This is a genomic window from Pseudomonas viridiflava (assembly GCF_003702045.1).
Classification (GTDB): Bacteria; Pseudomonadota; Gammaproteobacteria; order Pseudomonadales; family Pseudomonadaceae; genus Aquipseudomonas; species Aquipseudomonas viridiflava_C.
Map to the genome: position 1 here is coordinate 60010 of NZ_RBTP01000054.1, position 17924 is coordinate 77933.

General features: G+C 60.8%; 15 protein-coding genes and 1 riboswitch. Of the genes, 5 read left to right on the plus strand and 10 right to left on the minus strand.

What is annotated here, in order from left to right; genetic code table 11:
• Positions 1 to 21: 21 nt before the first annotated feature.
• On the plus strand, positions 22 to 636 hold the full coding sequence (trhA, locus tag ALP40_RS16890; RefSeq protein WP_122209368.1) for a PAQR family membrane homeostasis protein TrhA: 615 nt from the start codon (positions 22 to 24) through the stop codon (positions 634 to 636).
• A gap of 24 nt (positions 637 to 660) precedes the next feature.
• Here trhA and ALP40_RS16895 read toward each other — a convergent pair whose 3' ends face one another.
• A complete protein-coding gene (locus ALP40_RS16895) occupies positions 661 to 1380 on the minus strand; it encodes a 16S rRNA (uracil(1498)-N(3))-methyltransferase (RefSeq protein WP_122209369.1) in 720 nt (239 codons plus the stop codon).
• Positions 1381 to 1537: 157 nt separating this feature from the next.
• The gene (locus ALP40_RS16900; RefSeq protein ID WP_122209370.1) at positions 1538 to 2944 is read right to left on the minus strand and encodes an adenosylmethionine--8-amino-7-oxononanoate transaminase; all 1407 of its coding nucleotides are present in this window, start codon (positions 2942 to 2944) and stop codon (positions 1538 to 1540) included.
• 210 nt (positions 2945 to 3154) lie between these two features.
• Between ALP40_RS16900 and ALP40_RS16905 the strand changes: the two genes are divergently transcribed.
• The 3 genes from ALP40_RS16905 to ALP40_RS16915 all read left to right on the plus strand — a co-directional run bounded on the left by ALP40_RS16905 (position 3155) and on the right by ALP40_RS16915 (position 6562).
• Positions 3155 to 5026 (plus strand): FAD-dependent oxidoreductase, encoded by a 1872-nt coding sequence (locus tag ALP40_RS16905; protein ID WP_122209371.1) that lies wholly within the window; start codon positions 3155 to 3157, stop codon positions 5024 to 5026.
• A 381-nt stretch (positions 5027 to 5407) separates the two neighbouring features.
• Positions 5408 to 5956, plus strand: a complete 549-nt coding sequence (locus ALP40_RS16910) for a cytochrome b (protein WP_122209372.1) — start codon at positions 5408 to 5410, stop codon at positions 5954 to 5956.
• Between the two features lie 27 nt (positions 5957 to 5983).
• Positions 5984 to 6562, plus strand: coding sequence for a YceI family protein (locus ALP40_RS16915; protein WP_004880308.1), 579 nt, complete (start codon positions 5984 to 5986; stop codon positions 6560 to 6562).
• A gap of 167 nt (positions 6563 to 6729) precedes the next feature.
• Here ALP40_RS16915 and ALP40_RS16920 read toward each other — a convergent pair whose 3' ends face one another.
• From ALP40_RS16920 to ahcY, 3 genes are all read right to left on the minus strand, one after another.
• The gene (locus ALP40_RS16920) at positions 6730 to 8658 is read right to left on the minus strand and encodes a DEAD/DEAH box helicase (RefSeq protein ID WP_122209373.1); all 1929 of its coding nucleotides are present in this window, start codon (positions 8656 to 8658) and stop codon (positions 6730 to 6732) included.
• Positions 8659 to 8969: 311 nt separating this feature from the next.
• Positions 8970 to 9830 carry a methylenetetrahydrofolate reductase [NAD(P)H] gene (gene metF / locus ALP40_RS16925; protein ID WP_259640720.1) on the minus strand — a complete coding sequence of 287 codons (861 nt, stop codon included), beginning with the start codon at positions 9828 to 9830 and terminating at the stop codon, positions 8970 to 8972.
• Between the two features lie 170 nt (positions 9831 to 10000).
• Positions 10001 to 11410, minus strand: a complete 1410-nt coding sequence (gene ahcY, locus ALP40_RS16930) for an adenosylhomocysteinase (RefSeq protein ID WP_004880290.1) — start codon at positions 11408 to 11410, stop codon at positions 10001 to 10003.
• Positions 11411 to 11433: 23 nt separating this feature from the next.
• Positions 11434 to 11544, minus strand: a riboswitch (S-adenosyl-L-homocysteine riboswitch).
• Between the two features lie 277 nt (positions 11545 to 11821).
• Here ahcY and ALP40_RS16935 point away from each other — a divergent pair.
• A complete protein-coding gene (locus tag ALP40_RS16935; RefSeq protein ID WP_043305564.1) occupies positions 11822 to 12217 on the plus strand; it encodes an acyl-CoA thioesterase in 396 nt (131 codons plus the stop codon).
• A gap of 171 nt (positions 12218 to 12388) precedes the next feature.
• Here the strand turns inward: ALP40_RS16935 and otnI are convergent, their stop codons facing one another.
• From otnI to ltnD, 5 genes are all read right to left on the minus strand, one after another.
• Complete coding sequence (gene otnI / locus ALP40_RS16940; protein WP_122209375.1) at positions 12389 to 13171, minus strand: 2-oxo-tetronate isomerase; 783 nt, start codon at positions 13169 to 13171, stop codon at positions 12389 to 12391.
• A 22-nt stretch (positions 13172 to 13193) separates the two neighbouring features.
• Positions 13194 to 14651 (minus strand): SLC13 family permease, encoded by a 1458-nt coding sequence (locus tag ALP40_RS16945; protein ID WP_122209376.1) that lies wholly within the window; start codon positions 14649 to 14651, stop codon positions 13194 to 13196.
• Between the two features lie 162 nt (positions 14652 to 14813).
• A complete protein-coding gene (locus ALP40_RS16950) occupies positions 14814 to 15452 on the minus strand; it encodes an aldolase (RefSeq protein ID WP_122209377.1) in 639 nt (212 codons plus the stop codon).
• A complete protein-coding gene (otnK, locus tag ALP40_RS16955; protein ID WP_122209378.1) occupies positions 15452 to 16741 on the minus strand; it encodes a 3-oxo-tetronate kinase in 1290 nt (429 codons plus the stop codon). Before otnK ends, ALP40_RS16950 begins: the two co-directional genes overlap by 1 nt.
• A gap of 10 nt (positions 16742 to 16751) precedes the next feature.
• Positions 16752 to 17657 (minus strand): L-threonate dehydrogenase, encoded by a 906-nt coding sequence (gene ltnD, locus ALP40_RS16960; protein WP_122209379.1) that lies wholly within the window; start codon positions 17655 to 17657, stop codon positions 16752 to 16754.
• Positions 17658 to 17924: the final 267 nt, after the last annotated feature.

Consider the following 17924-nt stretch of genomic DNA (forward strand, 5'->3'; position numbering starts at 1 on the left):
GTAAAACAGGGTATTACGCGGATGTATTACGGAGAAAAATTCAACGCCTGGTCTCATCTCGTCGGCGCAGTGCTGGCTGCCATCGGCGCCATCTGGCTGCTGGTGATGGCCAGTCTGCATGGCGATGTCTGGAAAGTGGTCAGCGTGGCGATCTATGGCGTCTGTCTGGTCACGCTGTATAGCGTCTCGACCGTGTACCACAGCGTGAAAGGACGCTCGAAGTCCATCATGCAGAAGGTTGATCATTTTTCGATCTACCTGATGATCGCGGGTAGCTACACGCCGTTTTGCCTCGTGACCCTGCGTGGCGCGTGGGGCTGGACCCTGTTCGGGATCGTCTGGGGGCTGGCGCTGATCGGTATTCTTCAGGAAATCAAACCACGCTCTGAAGCGCGCATCCTGTCCATCGTGATCTACGCCGTGATGGGCTGGATCGTGCTGGTCGCCATCAAACCTTTGCTGGCATCGCTCGGCGTGGCCGGCTTCATCTGGCTCGCGGGCGGTGGTGTGCTCTACACCGTCGGCATTCTGTTCTTCGCCTACGACCACATCCGCCACTGGCACGGCATCTGGCACCTGTTCGTGATCGGCGGCAGCCTGATGCACTTTGTGGCGATCTGTTTTTACGTGCTTTGAGGGGCTTTCGCGAGCTGATGATCGTTAAAAATCACCCCACAGCTGCTGCGCCACGCTGAGTGCGACGACGGGGGCGGTTTCGGTGCGCAGTACGCGTGGGCCGAGGCGGGCGGCGTGGAAGCCGACGGTTTGGGCCTGCTCGACTTCAGCATCGTTCAAACCGCCTTCCGGGCCGATCAGGAAGGCCAGGCTGGCCGGTTTTTCGTGGCGGGTCAGCGGTTCGGCAACCGGGTGCAGGACCAGTTTCAGGTCCGCCTCGGTCTGTTTCAGCCAGTCGGCCAGCGGCATCGGTGGATGGATCACCGGCACGACTGAGCGGCCACATTGTTCACAGGCGCTGATCGCGATCTGCTGCCAGTGCATCTGGCGTTTTTCTGCGCGCTCATCTTTGAGGCGTACTTCGCAGCGCTCGCTGATGATCGGGGTGATCTCGCTGGCACCCAGTTCGGTGGCCTTCTGAATGGCCCAGTCCATTCGCTCGCCACGGGACAAACCTTGACCCAAATGGATGCGCAGGCTGGATTCGACCTGACCGGCGAACTGTTCGTCCAACTGCACACGCACGCGCTTCTTGCCGACTTCCAGCAAAGTGCCGCGAAACTCGCTGCCGGAGCCGTCGAACAACTGCAGTGCGTCGCCTTCGGTCATGCGCAGTACGCGGCTGATGTAGTGGGCCTGGGCTTCGGGCAATTCATGCTCGCCCAGGCTCAGCGGTGTGTCAGTGAAAAAGCGGGACAGTCTCATGGTGTTTCTCTGTAGGGGTACTGATGTGTGTCTTGGGAGGCTTTCGCAAGTCCGCTCCTACGACGTATGCATTCCAAAAGGCGATATGCGTTCCACGTGGGAGCGGACGGGGCGGCGTTTCGCTTGTCCGCGAAGGCGACGGCCGGTTGTTGTCAGATCAACCCGGATCCCTGAAGTCGGGGTGGAAATTCTCCCGTACGGCCACACTGATGGTGCTGCGCGTGGCGATGTCGATGCCTTCGGTGGCGACCTCGGCCAGAAAGTCGATCTGCTCCGGCGTGATCACGTAAGGCGGCAGGAAGTACACCACGCTGCCCAGCGGCCTCAACAACGCGCCGCGCTCCAGGGCGTGCTGGAAGACCTTCATGCCGCGCCGTTCCTGCCACGGGTAGGCCGTCTTGCTGGCCTTGTCCTGAACCATCTCGATGGCAATCGCCATGCCGGTCTGACGCACTTCGGCCACATGGGGATGATCCACAAGGTGCGCGGTGGCGGTCGCCATGCGTTGCGCCAGGGCCTTGTTGTTTTCGATGACGTTGTCCTGCTCGAAGATATCCAGCGTCGCCAGCGCTGCAGCACAGGCCAGCGGATTGCCGGTGTAACTGTGCGAATGCAAGAAGGCACGCAGGGTTGGGTAATCGTCGTAGAACGCGTCGTAGACATCGTCCGTGGTCAGGCAGGCGGCCAGCGGCAGATAGCCCCCGGTCAGCGCCTTGGACAGGCACAGGAAATCCGGGCGAATACCGGCCTGCTCACATGCGAACATCGTACCGGTGCGCCCGAAGCCTACGGCGATTTCGTCGTGGATCAGGTGTACGCCATAGCGGTCACAGGCTTCGCGCAGCAGTTTGAGGTAGACCGGGTGGTACATGCGCATGCCGCCCGCACCCTGAATCAGTGGCTCGACGATCACGGCCGCGACGCTGGCATGGTTTTGCGCCAGGGTCTGTTCCATTGCGGCGAACATGTTGCGCGAATGTTCCTCCCAGCTCATGCCGTCCGGGCGGTGGTAGCAGTCGGGGCTTGGCACCTTGAGGGTGTCCAGCAGCAGCGCCTTGTAGGTTTCGGTAAACAGTGGCACGTCACCGACCGACATGGCGGCCATCGTCTCGCCGTGATAGCTGTTGGTCAGGGTCACGAAGCGCTTTTTATCGGGCTGGCCGCGATTGAGCCAGTAGTGGAAGCTCATTTTCAGCGCCACTTCGATGCAGGACGAACCGTTATCGGCGTAGAAACAGCGTGTCAGGCCTTCAGGCGTGAGCTTGACCAGGCGCTCCGACAGCTCGATCACCGGCTGGTGACTGAAACCGGCCAGGATCACATGTTCCAGCTGATCGACCTGATCCTTGATGCGTTGATTGATGCGCGGGTTGGCGTGCCCGAACACGTTGACCCACCACGAACTGACGGCGTCCAGATAACGCTTGCCTTCGAAGTCTTCAAGCCACACGCCTTCGCCACGCTTGATAGGGATCAGCGGCAGGTTCTCGTGGTCTTTCATCTGGGTGCAGGGGTGCCACAAGACCTTGAGGTCGCGCTGCATCCACTGGTCATTCAGGCCCATTTGCAATCTCCGGGTAGCGACTCGCTTGAGGCGAGGACGAACAATCGCGCAAGCCTATGCAATGCCCGGCTGTGTCACAACCTTTGATGCAGTTTTAAGGGGCGACGGACATTGCTGGCGGCTATCTGATGGCTCGCGTATCCTGCCTCGCTATTCGATGTTTCGGGCTGACTTGCCCAACCTTCCCCTTGTTTTTTCGGAGTTCACGGAATGCTTTCTGGGTGGCTGCGCGCGTGTGCGCTGATAGTGACAGGGCTGGTCAGCGTTTCGACGCTCGCCGATGACAAACAACGAACCGCGATTGTCGTCGGTGGCGGCATGGCGGGCCTGACCGCAGCGTACGAACTGCAAGCCAAGGGCTGGCAGGTCACGCTGCTGGAAGCCAAGCCAAGTCTGGGCGGCCGTTCGGGCCTGGCCACCAGTGAGTGGATCGGCAACACCAAGGCCCAGCCGGTGCTGAACCGCTACCTGGACACCTTCAAACTGGCCACCGTGCCTGCGCCCGAATTCGTGCGCACGCCCAGCTACCTGATCGACGGCGTGTACTTCACCCAGGCGGATCTGGCGGTCAAACAACCGGCCACCGCTGAAGCCATCAAGCGTTATAACGACACGCTGGACAACCTGGCGCGCTCCATCACCGATCCTGAAAACCCGGCCTCCAACAGCACGCTGTTTGCGCTGGACCAGATCAACGTCGCCAACTGGCTGGATCGCCTGAACCTGCCCACCACGGCGCGTCAGCTGATCAATCAGCAGATTCGTACCCGTTACGACGAGCCTTCGCGCCTGTCGCTGCTGTATTTCGCTCAACAGTCCAGCGTCTATCGCTCGGTGGATGAGCGCGACCTGCGTGCCTCGCGCCTGCCCGGTGGCAGCACGGTACTGGCTCAGGCGTTCGTCAAACAGCTGAAAACCATCAAGACCAACTCGCCTGTCTCGTCCGTCGTCCAGGACAAAGACCACGTCACCGTCAAGGCTGGCGCTGCAAGCTACACTGCTGACTATCTCGTCATGGCCGTGCCGTTGCGCTCGCTGGGCAAGATCCAGATGACGCCATCGCTGGACGCTCAGCACATGGGCGCGATCAAGAGCACCAACTACGGCTGGCGCGACCAGATCATGCTCAAGTTCAAGACCCCGGTCTGGGACAGCAAGGCGCGCATGTCCGGTGAAGTGTTCAGCAACACGGGCCTTGGCATGCTCTGGGTCGAGCCTGCGCTCAAGGGCGGCGCCAACGTGGTGATCAACCTGTCCGGCGACAACGCTCGCATCATGCAAGCCTTCGGCGACAAGCAGATGGTCGATCAGGTGCTGATCCGCCTGCACGCGTTCTACCCTGAAGCTCGCGGTGCCTACACCGGCTACGAAATCCGTCGCTACAGCGTCGATCCGTCCACGGGCGGCTCGTACCTGGCATTTGGCCCCGGTCAGATCAGCAAGTACTGGCGTCTGTGGGAAAGGCCGATCCAGCGCGTAGCCTTTGCTGGCGAACACACCGATACCCTGTACCCAGGCACGCTGGAAGGCGCGCTGCGCAGTGGTCAGCGTGCGGCCAGTCAGGTGCAGGATCTGGCGGCAGGCAAGTCGTTCGAACCGGTCAAGATCGCTCCGCCTAAGGCGCCTGCACCTGCGTCGCAGAAGTCGGAATGCAACTTCTTCACCAGCCTGTTTGGTTGCGTTTCCGATAAACCGGCCCAGCCAGCCGAACCCGCCAAGCCGCAAGCGGCCAAGCAGGGCTTCTTCTCGCGCCTGTTCGGTGGTTCGGACGCTCCGGTTGAAACCCCAGTGCCTGCCGAAAAGGCTGTAGAGCCCGCCCCAGCGCCTGCCCCGGCCCCTGTCGCGCCGGTCGTTGCCCCTGTGGTTGCGCCGCCTGTCAAAGCCGAGCCAGCCAAGAAGCCTGCCACCAAGGCTGAACCGGCGAAAAAGACGCAGCACAAGGAACCGGCCAAAAAAGAGCCCGCCAAGAAAGACCCTGTGAAAAAGGAGCCGGTTAAAAAGGCCCCTGCCAAGGCCGACGACGCCAAGAAGCCTGCGGCCAAGGCTGCAACCGACACAGCGCCAGCCGACGTCAAGAACTGACGGCTCATCGCTGAACAGAAGGGGCACGGTGCAGACCGTGTCCCTTTTTTTATGCGCCTCCCATTCGTTTTATCTCTTGGGACCTTGATCGAGGGGGCGAAGGCGGCATTGATGCCGTTCATCGGCACCGAACGGCCGACGGTCCCGGCAAAGTGTTACAGAACTGATTTTATCGGGATGCTGCTGCGGCAAGGTCAGCTGTGAGCGATCTGACCGGGAAAACCGCCTGATTCAGATAACGAAGTCTGTGCGTCGTCTTTCAGGTCATAAAAACCTGTACTTACGATCAATCATATTCTTCGATGCTTCAGAGCTAAATTTTGCGCTTTCATTCGATAGATAAGCCGCTAGTCTGTTAACACATCTAACAAGGTATTGGTAATGCAGCTACGTAACTCATCCTCTCGCTACGGTCTGGTCAGCATGGTGCTTCACTGGGGTGTAGCGGTTGTAGTGGTTGGCTTGTTCGCGCTGGGGCTCTGGATGGTTGGGCTGGATTATTACGATACCTGGCGCAAAGCCGGTCCTGATCTGCACAAGAGCATTGGCATTACGCTGTTCGCAATCATGCTCGTGCGCGTGGTGTGGCGTTTGCTCAGCCCGCCGCCACCGCCGTTGGCGAGCTATAGCCGCATGACGCGCATCGGCGCCACGTTCGGTCATCTGTTTTTGTATGTCGCACTGTTTGCGGTGATGTTCGCCGGTTACCTGATCTCGACGGCCGATGGCGTAGGGATTCCGGTGTTCGGTCTGTTCGAAATACCTGCTCTGGTTTCGGGCCTTCCGGAACAGGCAGAAACCGCTGGCTGGATTCATCTTTATCTGGCCTGGACCATCGTGATTTTCGCGGGGCTCCACGGCCTGGCTGCACTGAAACACCACTTTATCGATCGCGATGTGACCCTCAAACGCATGTTGGGTCGTAACTGATTGTTCAACCAAAACGGGAATAAAAGCATGTTGAAGAAGTCTCTCGCCGCTCTGGCTCTGGGTACCGCACTGTTGTCCGCTGGCCAGGCAATGGCTGCCGACTATGTTATCGACAAGGAAGGTCAGCACGCTTTCGTTGACTTCAAGATCAGCCACCTGGGTTACAGCTTCATCCACGGTACGTTCAAGGACTGGGACGGTACGTTCAGCTTCGACGCTGCCAAGCCTGAAGCGAGCAAGATCGCTGTCGAACTGAAGACCGCCAGCCTGTTCACCAACCACGCTGAACGTGACAAGCACATCCTGAGCAAGGACTTCCTGGACGCCGGCAAATTCCCGGAAGCCAAGTTCGTGTCCACCAGCGTCAAGTCCACCGGCGAGAAGACTGCCGACGTGACCGGCGACCTGACACTGCACGGCGTGACCAAGCCCATCGTGATCAAGGCCACGTTCAATGGCGAAGGCAAGGATCCGTGGGGCGGCTACCGTGCCGGCTTCAACGGTACTTCGACGCTGAACCTGAACGACTTCGGCATCAAAGGCCCAGGCCCGACGTCGCAGACGCTGGATCTGGACATCACCTTCGAAGGCGTCCAGAAGAAGTAACTGGTCGCTTGAACGAAAAAACGCCGACCCCAGGGTCGGCGTTTTTGTGTGTGGCGTTTGTGCGGCCAGAGGATTGACGCGCAGTGATAACACGCTCAATGAGCGGGCAACCGCCACAGACAAAAACGCCCCGAGCAAGTCGGGGCGTTCTGTTTGTTGCTCGGCTATCAGCTGTCGCGGTTGCGGGTCAGCAGGGCCGGTTTTTCACCGCGAGGACGGGCTGGCAACTGATCCAGTTGCTCGGCCGACGGGAAGCGGTCGATCTTGGACTCTTTGTGCACGATCTTTGGCTGTGGCTGACCATCGCGCTGGCTGCGAACTGCCGGTTCCTGCGGGTCGCGAGGTGCGCGGTCTTCACGAGGCGCGGCAGGGCGACGGTTGCGTGGAGCCTGACCATCGCGGGAGCGAGGTGCGGAGCCCGCGCCTGCACCTGCACCTGCACCGTTACGCTTCGGTGCGCCGGTGCCGGAACCTGTGCGAGCGCCACCACCGGTACGACCCGGATTGGCAGGGCGTGCTGCGCCACCGGCTGCTGGCGCTGCTGCACCAGGTGCTGCCGCTGGGCGACGACCGCGATTCTGGCCTTTGCCCTGATACGGGCTGACGTAATCAGCACGGTTGCCGAAGTTATCCACTTCGTCATCCAGGAACTCGTCAGGCGCGCGGTCCGACTGTGGACGGGGTGCAGCGGCCTGCGAGGCACGCTGTTCGCCGCGAGGCGTCCCTTCACGAGGTTTTTTTTCGCGTGCTGGACGGGCAGGGCGTTCGCCACTGGCTGCAGCGGCAGCCGGTTTTTCCTTGCCCTTATCCTTTCCCTTGTCGCGACGACCGCCGTTGTTCTTGTCGCCATCACCACGGGCCGGACGAGCGCCACGAGGATTGCGAACATCCGGACGCTCACGCACATCCGGACGCTCACGCACTTCAGGCTTTTCAGCCTCGACTGCAGTGATGTCGAAACCCATCAGATCGCCGTCCGGGATCTTCTGCTTGGTCATGCGCTCGATGCTTTTGAGCAGCTTCTCTTCGTCTGGAGCAACCAGCGAGATGGCCTCGCCCGAACGACCTGCACGACCGGTACGACCGATGCGGTGAACGTAGTCTTCATCGACGTTCGGCAATTCGAAGTTGACCACGTGTGGCAACTGATCGATATCCAGGCCGCGTGCCGCGATGTCAGTGGCGACCATGATGCGGACATCGCCCGCCTTGAAGTCGGCCAATGCCTTGGTGCGCGCGTTCTGGCTCTTGTTGCCGTGGATGGCGACGGCAGCGAGGCCGTGCTTGTCCAGGTACTCGGCCAGACGGTTGGCGCCGTGCTTGGTGCGGGTGAACACCAGTACCTGTTCCCAGGCTCCGACGGTGATCAGGTGCGCCAGCAGCGAACGCTTGTGGTTGGCCGCCAGACGGAAAACCCGTTGCTCGATACGCTCGACCGTGGTGTTCGGGGGCGTGACTTCGATGCGCTCGGGGTTATGCAGCAGCTTGCCAGCCAACGCGGTGATGTCGTTGGAAAAGGTTGCCGAGAACAGCAGGTTCTGACGCTTGGCAGGCAAGCGGGCCAGCACTTTTTTGACGTCGTGGACGAAGCCCATGTCGAGCATCCGGTCTGCTTCATCGAGCACCAGGATCTCTACGTGGGACAGGTCGACGCTGCCTTGGCCAGCCAGGTCGAGCAGGCGGCCGGGGCAGGCCACCAGTACGTCGACACCACGGGACATGGCCTGAACCTGTGGGTTCATGCCGACGCCACCGAAGATGCAGGCGCTGACGAACTTCAGGTCGCGCGCATAGATCTTGAAGCTCTCATGCACCTGTGCGGCCAGTTCGCGAGTCGGGGTCAGGACCAGAACGCGGGGTTGGCGCGGGCCATGACGCTGGGATTTGTCCGGAACACCATTGGGAAACAGCCGTTCCAGAATCGGAAGGGCGAAGCCGCCGGTTTTACCAGTACCTGTCTGTGCCGCAACCATCAGATCGCGACCTTGCAACACGGCGGGAATGGCCCGCTGTTGCACCGGGGTAGGCTGGGTGTAGCCCGCTGCCTCGATGGCGCGGACTAAAGCCTCGGAGAGACCGAGGGAAGCAAAGGACATGAGTAATCCTGTTCTGTTGGAGCTTAAGCTCAAGGGATGTCTTGCCTGGCGTGAATGGCGTGTAAAGACAACGCGATCCCGTCCGGTCCTGCGGGGTCTTCAGCTTTCTCCTGACGCCTGCACGGGATGAAAAGTGTGCTGTTGGCGTGAGCGAGGTGGCATTTGCAAGACCGAGCGTCCGGGCGTAAGCCTGGCGGGAAGGCTGGAGTATAACAGAGCGAACGCATTACGCTGCGTTCCTGCTGCCCAACGGTGTATTGCGCCGCGATCTCCCGGAAATTGTCAGGGAAATCGCGGTATTGCAGCGGGTGTCAGCGAGGCAGTTTGAGGTTGTTCCAGACTGCCAGGCTCGGGTCCGCCTGATTCAGGGTGTAGAAGTGCAGGCCAGGCGCGCCGCCTTGCAGCAGACGCTCGCACATTTCGGTGATCACCTCTTCACCAAATGCCTGAATGCTTTGCACGTCATCGCCGTAGGCTTCCAGCTGCTTGCGGATCCAGCGCGGGATTTCTGCGCCGCAGGCATCCGAGAAACGGGCCAGCTTGCTGTAATTGGTGATCGGCATGATGCCCGGCACGATCGGGATGTTCACGCCCATCTTCTGCACGCGCTCGACGAAGTAGAAATAGCTGTCGGCGTTGAAGAAGTATTGGGTGATCGCACTGTCGGCACCGGCGTTGGCCTTGTTGACGAAATGCTTGAGGTCGTCTTCGAAGTTGCGGGCCTGCGGGTGCATTTCCGGGTAGGCGGCGACTTCGATATGGAAGTGGCTGCCGGTTTCTTCACGAATGAAGCTCACCAGGTCATTGGCGTGACGCAGCTCGCCGCTGGCCATGCCCATACCCGAAGGCAGGTCGCCGCGCAGTGCAACGATGCGCTTGATGCCGGCTTCCTTGTACTGGCCCAACAGACCGCGCAGGTCTGCCTTGCTGTCACCTACGCACGACAGGTGCGGTGCGGCCGGTACTTTGACTTCGTTTTCCAGCTGCAGCACGGTATTGAGCGTACGGTCGCGGGTCGAACCACCGGCACCGTAGGTGCAGGAGAAAAAATCCGGGTTGTAGCTCGCCAGCTGACGGGCAACGTTCAGCAGCTTTTCATGTCCAGCATCGGTCTTGGTGGGGAAGAACTCGAAGCTGTAGCGACGTTCTTGGCTCATGGAGGCCGATCTCATCTTAAAGCGAACGGGGAGGTCGCATCGTGCTGGAGCGGACGTGTCCGCGAAAACATCGGCCTATCGACCAAAAGCTGGCGATGTATCAAATGCTTTCGCGGACAAGTCCGCTCCTACAGGTCTCATCTGTCTGCTACCGGAGCGCGCGAACGCTCCGGGCAGGCGATGAATCAGTAACGGTAAGCGTGCGGCTTGAACGGACCTTCGACGGTCACGCCGATGTAGTCGGCCTGGGTCTTGGTCAGCTTGGTCACGACGCCGCCGAAACCGCGGACCATTTCCAGGGCCACTTCTTCGTCGAGTTTCTTCGGCAGCACTTCAACGGTCAGGCGCTCGGCTTTCTGGGCTGGCGAGAGGTTGGCGTACTTCTGTTCGAACAGGAAGATCTGAGCCAGGACCTGGTTGGCGAACGAGCCGTCCATGATGCGGCTTGGGTGGCCAGTGGCGTTGCCCAGGTTAACCAGACGGCCTTCGGCCAACAGGATCAGGTAGTCATCGTTCTGAGCGTCGAATGCGCCAGGGCCGGTGCGGTGGATCTTGTGAACCTGTGGCTTCACTTCTTCCCATGCCCAGTTCTTGCGCATGAAAGCGGTGTCGATTTCGTTGTCGAAGTGACCGATGTTGCAGACCACGGCACGCTTCTTCAGGGCTTTGAGCATGTTGGCATCGCAGACATTGACGTTACCGGTGGTGGTCACGATCAGGTCGATCTTGCCCAGCAGGGCCTTGTCGATGCTTGCTTCTGTGCCGTCGTTTTCGCCGTCGATGAACGGAGAAACCAGTTCGAAACCGTCCATGCACGCTTGCATGGCGCAGATTGGGTCAACTTCGGTCACTTTGACGATCATGCCTTCCTGACGCAGCGACTGGGCCGAGCCCTTGCCCACGTCACCGTAGCCAATCACCAGCGCCTGCTTGCCGGACAGCAAGTGGTCGGTGCCGCGCTTGATGGCGTCGTTCAGGCTGTGACGGCAGCCGTACTTGTTGTCGTTCTTGCTTTTGGTCACCGAGTCGTTGACGTTGATGGCCGGGATTTTCAGCTCGCCCTTGGCCAGCATGTCCAGCAGGCGGTGAACGCCGGTGGTGGTTTCTTCGGTGACGCCGTGGATCTTGTCCAGCATCGCCGGGTATTTCTTGTGGATGATCTCGGTCAGGTCGCCGCCGTCGTCGAGGATCATGTTGGCGTCCCACGGTTGACCGTCCTTCAGGATGGTCTGCTCGATGCACCACTCGTACTCTTCTTCAGTCTCGCCTTTCCAGGCGAATACCGGGATACCGGCAGCGGCGATGGCTGCAGCGGCCTGATCCTGAGTGGAGAAAATGTTGCAGGACGACCAGCGTACTTCGGCACCCAGAGCGACCAGGGTTTCGATCAGCACGGCAGTCTGAATGGTCATGTGGATGCAGCCGAGGATTTTTGCACCTTTCAAAGGCTGCTCACCGGCGTACTTGCGGCGCAGACCCATCAGGGCTGGCATTTCGGATTCGGCGATGATGGTTTCGCGACGGCCCCAGGCGGCCAGGGAAATGTCGGCAACCTTGAAATCGTTAAATTCTGCGGGCGTGATTACAGCACTCATTGAGAGTCTCCATTCCATAAAAATGCGAATGGGCGCCGTTGTGCGTTTAAGGCTTGCCGACTGATCACCAATCGGTCAAACAACGCCCCATCCGAGCCTGACAGGGAGAACCTGCTGCAGCGCCCCTCGGACAGGTGGCGGGAACGGCATCAGCGAGGATGGCCGCTTGAAACGGTTGGCAGTATAGCTGCGCTCGCGATTCTTCCCAAGGTTTTCTGTCGGTTGGCGAGCGTCTGGATCGGCGCTTGGCGGAATATTCTTGGCGGACAGCAAGTTACGGCTTCTGTTTATTCGTGCAGGTCGCAGGGCGTCAATTGCCCCGATACACAGTCACAATGGGGCAAGGCATGGGCGCGAGCGGCCGGCTCTGCCATCATGCGGTTCTCTTATCGAAGACGCTTGGGAGTGAACATGAATTTCCATACCCGCAAATGGGTCAAGCCTGAAGACCTGAACCCCAACGGCACCCTGTTCGGCGGCAGCCTGTTGCGCTGGATCGATGAGGAAGCGGCGATCTATGCCATTGTCCAGTTGGGCAATCAGCGCGTGGTGACCAAGTACATTTCCGAGATCAACTTCGTCAGCGCTTCGCGTCAGGGCGACATCATTGAGTTGGGCATCACCGCCACCGAGTTTGGTCGTACCTCGATCACGCTGATGTGTCAGGTCCGCAACAAGATCACCCGCAAGAGCATCCTGACGGTTGAGAAAATGGTGTTCGTCAACCTGGGCGAAGACGGCCAGCCCGCGCCGCATGGCCGGACCGAGATTCGCTACATCAAGGATCAGTTTGACGTGCCTGAGTAAGCGGTATTGATCGCTCCTCCGCGTCCGCTCTGGATGTGACGCAGAGCTTCACGGGATGGATGCCCACGCGGAGCATGGGCACGATCAGTGTTCTCAAGGCCATGATCGTTCCCATGCTCTGGCGTGGTAACGCGGCTCAGGACGCTCCGCGTCTGCTCTCGATCAGTGTGACTACTTCCCCTGCAACTGCCGCAACCACGCCAGCCCTTCGCTGGTGTCGCCTTTGGGGCGGTATTCGCAGCCGATCCAGCCTGTGTAGCCCAACTGATCGATGACGTTGAACAGGTGCTCGTAGTTCAGCTCGCCCAGGTCCGGCTCGTTGCGATCCGGTACGCCGGCAATCTGGATGTGGCCGATGCCGGCAAAGTCACGACGCAGTTTGCTGGTCAGGTCGCCTTCGACGATCTGGCAGTGGTAGCAGTCAAATTGCACCTTGAGGTTATCGGCGCCCACCAACCTGCAGATGTCCTGCGCCTGATCCTGACGATTGAGGAAGAAGCCCGGCATGTCGCGGGTATTGATCGGTTCGATCAGGATGGTCACACCCGCGCCCTTGGCCTGCTCGGCCGCGAACGCGAGGTTCTCCAGATAGACGGCCTGATGACGCTCACGCAGGTCTTCGCTTGGCAGCAGACCTGCCATCACATGAACTCGGTCGTTACCCAGCACCTGCGCATATTCCAGCGCACGTTCGATGCCGCTGCGAAATTCCGCTTCACGCCCCGGCAGCGTGGCGATGCCGCGTTCGCACGCATCCCAGTCGCCCGGTGGCGCATTGAACAGCGCCTGCACCAGACCATTGTCGCTCAAGCGCTGCTTGAGTTCCTGCGCGGTCCAGGCGTAGGGGAACAGGTACTCGACCGCGCCGAAACCGTCGGCGGCGGCTGCGGCAAAGCGCTCAAGAAAATCATGCTGCGGGTACAGCATGCTGAGGTTGGCGGCAAAACGAGGCATGTTAACTCCAGTCTTCAAAGGGTCAGACGAATGGCCAAAGCAGCAGGGTAATCACGAAGCCCAGTGTGCCCAGCAGCGTGACCAGTACGGTCCAGGTGCGCAAGCCGTCGGCGACGTTCAGGCCTGCCAGCTTGGTGAACATCCAGTAACCGGCGTCATTGATGTGCGACATCGCCAGACCGCCACCGCCCATCGCCAGGCACAGCAGGGCCAGATGGTTGGCGCTCAGGTCCAGGGTGGCGATCAGCGGGCTGAGAATGCCGGCAGTGGTGACCAGCGCAACGGTGGTCGAACCTTGCACCGCACGCAGCAGCAGCGTCAGCAGAAAGCCCAGCGCCAGCACCGGCAGACCGGTGTTGCGCAGCGCTTCGGAGACGACCGCACCGATGCCGGTATCGACCAGTACCTTGCCGAACACGCCACCGGCACCGGCGATCAGGATCACCATTGCCACACCCGGCAGTGCCGAGCCGATCACGTCGGAGACTTGCGTACGGCTCCAGCCACGGCGCGAACCCAGCAGCCAGGCACACAGCAGTGTGTCGATCAGCAGTGCAACGAGTGGCGCACCCAGCACGGTCAGTACGGCGCGTACGGTGGAGTCTGCGGGCAGCAGGGTGGTGGCCAGTGTGCCCATCAGGATCAGCACGATGGGCAGCAGAATCAGCGCAATGATCAGGCCGAATCCCGGTGCAGGTGCAGGGGGCAGCTTGCTCGCCAGACTGCTGGCGCTTTCTTCGGCACCCATCGTGCGGGTTTCGGTGGCTTCACGCACATTCGAATAATCGTTGCGGGCCCAGGCTTCCAGGTCTTCGTTGGTGACGTGCGGGCCGTAGACTTCGGCGCGAATGTCATCCGTCATCGGGTAGGTCTTGCGGGTCATGCGGCCAGCCACGAAGTAACCGATCACACACAGCACGGCGACAATCGGAATGCCCAGCATCAGCACGCGGCCCAGGTCTGCGCCCAACTGGCTGGCCGCTGCGACAGCGCCCGGATGCGGCGGCAGAAACGCGTGTACCGCAAGCAGCGCGGCGCACATCGGCAAGGCGAAGATCATCAGCGGCTTGCGTGCGGCACGGGCCACGCCATAAGCCAGCGGCATGAGGATGATCACGCCGACTTCGAAGAACACCGGAATGCCGACCATGAAGCCCGCGACCGTTAGCGCCAGCGGCGTGCGCTTGTTGCCGAAGCGGTTGATCAGGGTTCTGGCCAGCGCTTCGGCACCACCGGAGAGTTCGATGATGCGCCCGATCATCGCGCCCAGGGCGATGATGATCGCGATGTGCCCGAGGGTCTTGCCCATGCCGCCTTCAATCGTGGCGACCAGATCGGCAGGCTTAACGCCCGCGACCAGCGCCACGATGATGCTGACCAGCATCAGGGCGACAAAGGGCTGGAATTTGTATTTGAGGACCAGAAACAACAGCAGGGCGATGCCCGCGCCGGCCACGACCATCAACATGAGTGGCGTCATGCCTGCGCGCTCCCTTCAGGAGTGACAAAGGGTGACAGCGAGCAAATCCGAACAAAAACGGGATGTAGGTAAGTCATGCTCTCGATTCCTGTTGTTATTGTTTTCCGGCCACGCCGGGGTTGGCCAAGAGACGCGATGCGCCTCCCGATCAATGGGTTTCGGTTACCACTTGGCGCCGAACACCTGCCGCAGCTCTTCCAGAGCCGCAGGCTCAAGCGGGGCAGGTTTGGGGTTCGTCATCAGCCACAGGCGGGCCGTTTCTTCGAGTTCTTCCAGGGCGTAGCAGGCCTTGGCCACCGAGCTTTCCCAGACCACCGGGCCAAGCCGCTCAAGCATCACGCCGCGCACGCTGTTGGCCAGTTGCGCGACCTGCTCGGCCACCTTGGGCGAACCCGGGCGCTCGTAAGGGATCAGCGGAATGTGCCCGACTTTCATCACTTGATAAGGCGTCAGAGGCGGCAGAATGTCGTCTTCACGCCACACACCTGCCAGCGTCAGTGCCACCAGGTGCGTGGAATGGGTATGCACCACGCCGCCGACTTCCGGGTTGCGGTCGTAGACTTCACGGTGCAGCGCCAGGGTCTTGGACGGTTTGCTGCCGGACACCCATTCGCCCGCCAGATTGACCTTGGCGATGTCGGCCGGGTCCATGCGGCCCAGGCAGGCATCGGTCGGCGTGATCAGCCAGCCGTCGTCGAGGCGGGCACTGATGTTGCCTGCGCTGCCGACGGTGTAGCCGCGGCCGTAAAGCAGCCTGCCGACATCGCAGATTTCCTGACGCAGGGCGTTTTCGTCGATCATCAGGCTTCCCCCGCCAGTTGCTTGAGTGCCTTGGCGAAGAAATCACGTGCGCCGAAGTTGCCAGATTTGAGCGCCAACGCCAGTGGTTGTGCGCCGCTGCTGAAGGTCGCCGGAACACCCGGATCGATCTGCGCACCGATCTGCAGCAGTTGCACGCCCAAGGCTTGAACCACGGCACCTGAGGTTTCACCGCCTGCGACCACGAAGCGTCGCACGCCCGCGTCCAACAGACCTTTGGCGATCTGGCCCAGCGCTTCTTCGACCATCGCACCGGAGCGTTCTACGCCTAGCTCTTTCTGCACGGCTTTGACTTCATCCGGGGTGCTGGTCGCGTAGATCAGCACGGTCTGCCCGGCATCTTTAGCGAATGCCAGCGCCTGCTCGACCACAGGTTTGCCCGCAGCGAGGTCCAGTGGGTTGATGCGCAGGGCAGGGCGATTGCCCTCCAGCCAAGCCGCGACCTGACCGTTGGTGGCAACCGACGCGCTGCCTGCCAACACCACTTCGCCACCGCCAACGTTGATCTGTTTGGCCGCATCGAGATCGCGCAGCTTGCCCGCCTTGCGGAAGTTGCCCGGCAGGCCAAGCGCCAGCCCCGAGCCGCCCGTCAGTAACGGCAGGTCGGCACAGGCTTCGCCCAGCGTGTACAGATCGGCATCGGACAGTGCATCGGCAATCGCCATGCTCACGCCTTCGGCGCGCAGTTCGACAATCTTGCTGCGCACGCTTTCCACGCCTTTTGAGACGCTGTCGTAGCGCAGCAGGCCGACTTTGTGGGTGGTTTGCGCTTGCAGCACACGCACCAGATTGGCGTCGGTCATTGGTGTCAGCGGATGATTCTGCATGCCCGATTCACTGAGCAACTGGTCCTGCACGAACAGGTGACCACGGAAAATCGTGCGGCCGTTTTCCGGAAATGCAGGGCAGGCCAGGGTGAAGTCGCTGCCCAATTGCTCCAGCAACGCCTCGCTCACCTGGCCGATATTGCCTGCGGCGGTGGAGTCGAAGGTCGAGCAGTATTTGAAGAAGATCTGTTCACAGCCGCGCTCGCGCAGCCATTCCAGCGCAGCCAGCGATTCGGCGACCGCGTCGGCCGACGGCGTGGTGCGGGACTTGAGGGCAATGACGATGGCGTCGGCGTCCAGGCCGGCCGCCATTTCGGCGCTCGGAATACCGATGCTCTGCACGGTACGCATGCCGCCGCGCACCAGCATGTTGGCCAGGTCGGTCGCACCGGTGAAGTCGTCGGCAATGCAGCCCAGCAGCGGGCGAGAGTCAGTCAGGCTCATCAAAGGTTCCTCAGGCTTTATCGGTCTTGGCTTTCGGCAATTCGATGCCTGGGAAAATCTTGATCACGGCCGAGTCGTCTTCACGACCGAAACCGGCGCTGGAGGCCTGCATGAACATCTGGTGTGCAGTGGCCGAGAGCGGCAGCGGGAATTTGCTGCTGCGGGCGGTATCCAGCACCAGGCCCAAGTCTTTGACGAAGATGTCGACGGCCGACAGCGGTGTGTAGTCCGCGTTGAGGATGTGCGGCACGCGGTTTTCGAACATCCATGAATTACCGGCGCTGTTGGTGATCACTTCGTACAGCGCGTCGGCATCGACCCCTTCGCGCAGGCCCAGCGCCATCGCTTCGGCGCTCGCGGCGATATGCACGCCTGCCAGCAACTGGTTGATGATTTTGACTTTCGAGCCCAGGCCGTGAACGTCGCCCAGGCGATAAACCTTGCCCGCCATGCCGTTGAGGATCGCCTCAGCTTTGGCGTACGACTCGGCAGGACCTGAGGTCATCATGGTCATCTGGCCGGAAGCGGCCTTGGCTGCGCCGCCGGAGATCGGGGCGTCGAGGTACAACAGGTGCTGTGCAGCCAGACGCTCGCCCAGTTCCACAGCGAAGGTTGGCGCGACGGTGGCGCAGCCGATCACCAGACTGCCGGGACGCAGCGCTGCGATGGCGCCGTTCTCACCGAACAGCACGGTTTCGGTCTGCTCGGCGTTGACTACGACGGTGATGATCACATCACAGGCGGCGGCCATCGCGGCCGGGGTTTCACACGCCACACCGCCTTCCTGAGCGAACGCCTCGGTCACGCTGGTGCGCACGTCACAGGCATGCACATTGAAGCCGCTGCGCAGCAACGAACGGGCAATGCCCAGACCCATCGCACCCAGGCCGATAACGCCAACATTCTTAGTGTTCATGCAGTAATCCTCAACGTCAGTGTCCGCGCCTGTGATGCCGGCTTATGGACGTTATTGTTCTGATCTGTGAATCGGATAGTGAATCAATGATTAAATAATGTGAAGTATTTTTATTTTTCACATAAGTTAACATCGATAGGGTTTTTCCATCGGGCAGGGTGTGACGCTGACGCTGGGCGTCACATTCGAGAACGGACGCGGAGCGTCCTGGGCGGCGTTACCACGCAGGAGCGTGGGAACGATCAAATTCAGGTAGGGTACGCAAGC

What these genes read in the sequence shown, in the direction of transcription:
- otnI (WP_122209375.1), bottom strand. Translation starts at nt 13,171, where the DNA reads ATGCCTCGTTTTGCCGCCAACCTCAGCATGCTGTACCCGCAGCATGAT.
- ALP40_RS16905 (WP_122209371.1), top strand. Translation starts at nt 3,155, where the DNA reads ATGCTTTCTGGGTGGCTGCGCGCGTGTGCGCTGATAGTGACAGGGCTG.
- ALP40_RS16920 (WP_122209373.1), bottom strand. Translation starts at nt 8,658, where the DNA reads ATGTCCTTTGCTTCCCTCGGTCTCTCCGAGGCTTTAGTCCGCGCCATC.
- ALP40_RS16895 (WP_122209369.1), bottom strand. Translation starts at nt 1,380, where the DNA reads ATGAGACTGTCCCGCTTTTTCACTGACACACCGCTGAGCCTGGGCGAG.
- ltnD (WP_122209379.1), bottom strand. Translation starts at nt 17,657, where the DNA reads ATGAACACTAAGAATGTTGGCGTTATCGGCCTGGGTGCGATGGGTCTG.
- otnK (WP_122209378.1), bottom strand. Translation starts at nt 16,741, where the DNA reads ATGAGCCTGACTGACTCTCGCCCGCTGCTGGGCTGCATTGCCGACGAC.
- ALP40_RS16915 (WP_004880308.1), top strand. Translation starts at nt 5,984, where the DNA reads ATGTTGAAGAAGTCTCTCGCCGCTCTGGCTCTGGGTACCGCACTGTTG.
- ALP40_RS16945 (WP_122209376.1), bottom strand. Translation starts at nt 14,651, where the DNA reads ATGACGCCACTCATGTTGATGGTCGTGGCCGGCGCGGGCATCGCCCTG.
- ahcY (WP_004880290.1), bottom strand. Translation starts at nt 11,410, where the DNA reads ATGAGTGCTGTAATCACGCCCGCAGAATTTAACGATTTCAAGGTTGCC.
- ALP40_RS16950 (WP_122209377.1), bottom strand. Translation starts at nt 15,452, where the DNA reads ATGATCGACGAAAACGCCCTGCGTCAGGAAATCTGCGATGTCGGCAGG.
- ALP40_RS16900 (WP_122209370.1), bottom strand. Translation starts at nt 2,944, where the DNA reads ATGGGCCTGAATGACCAGTGGATGCAGCGCGACCTCAAGGTCTTGTGG.
- ALP40_RS16910 (WP_122209372.1), top strand. Translation starts at nt 5,408, where the DNA reads ATGCAGCTACGTAACTCATCCTCTCGCTACGGTCTGGTCAGCATGGTG.
- trhA (WP_122209368.1), top strand. Translation starts at nt 22, where the DNA reads ATGTATTACGGAGAAAAATTCAACGCCTGGTCTCATCTCGTCGGCGCA.
- metF (WP_259640720.1), bottom strand. Translation starts at nt 9,830, where the DNA reads ATGAGATCGGCCTCCATGAGCCAAGAACGTCGCTACAGCTTCGAGTTC.
- ALP40_RS16935 (WP_043305564.1), top strand. Translation starts at nt 11,822, where the DNA reads ATGAATTTCCATACCCGCAAATGGGTCAAGCCTGAAGACCTGAACCCC.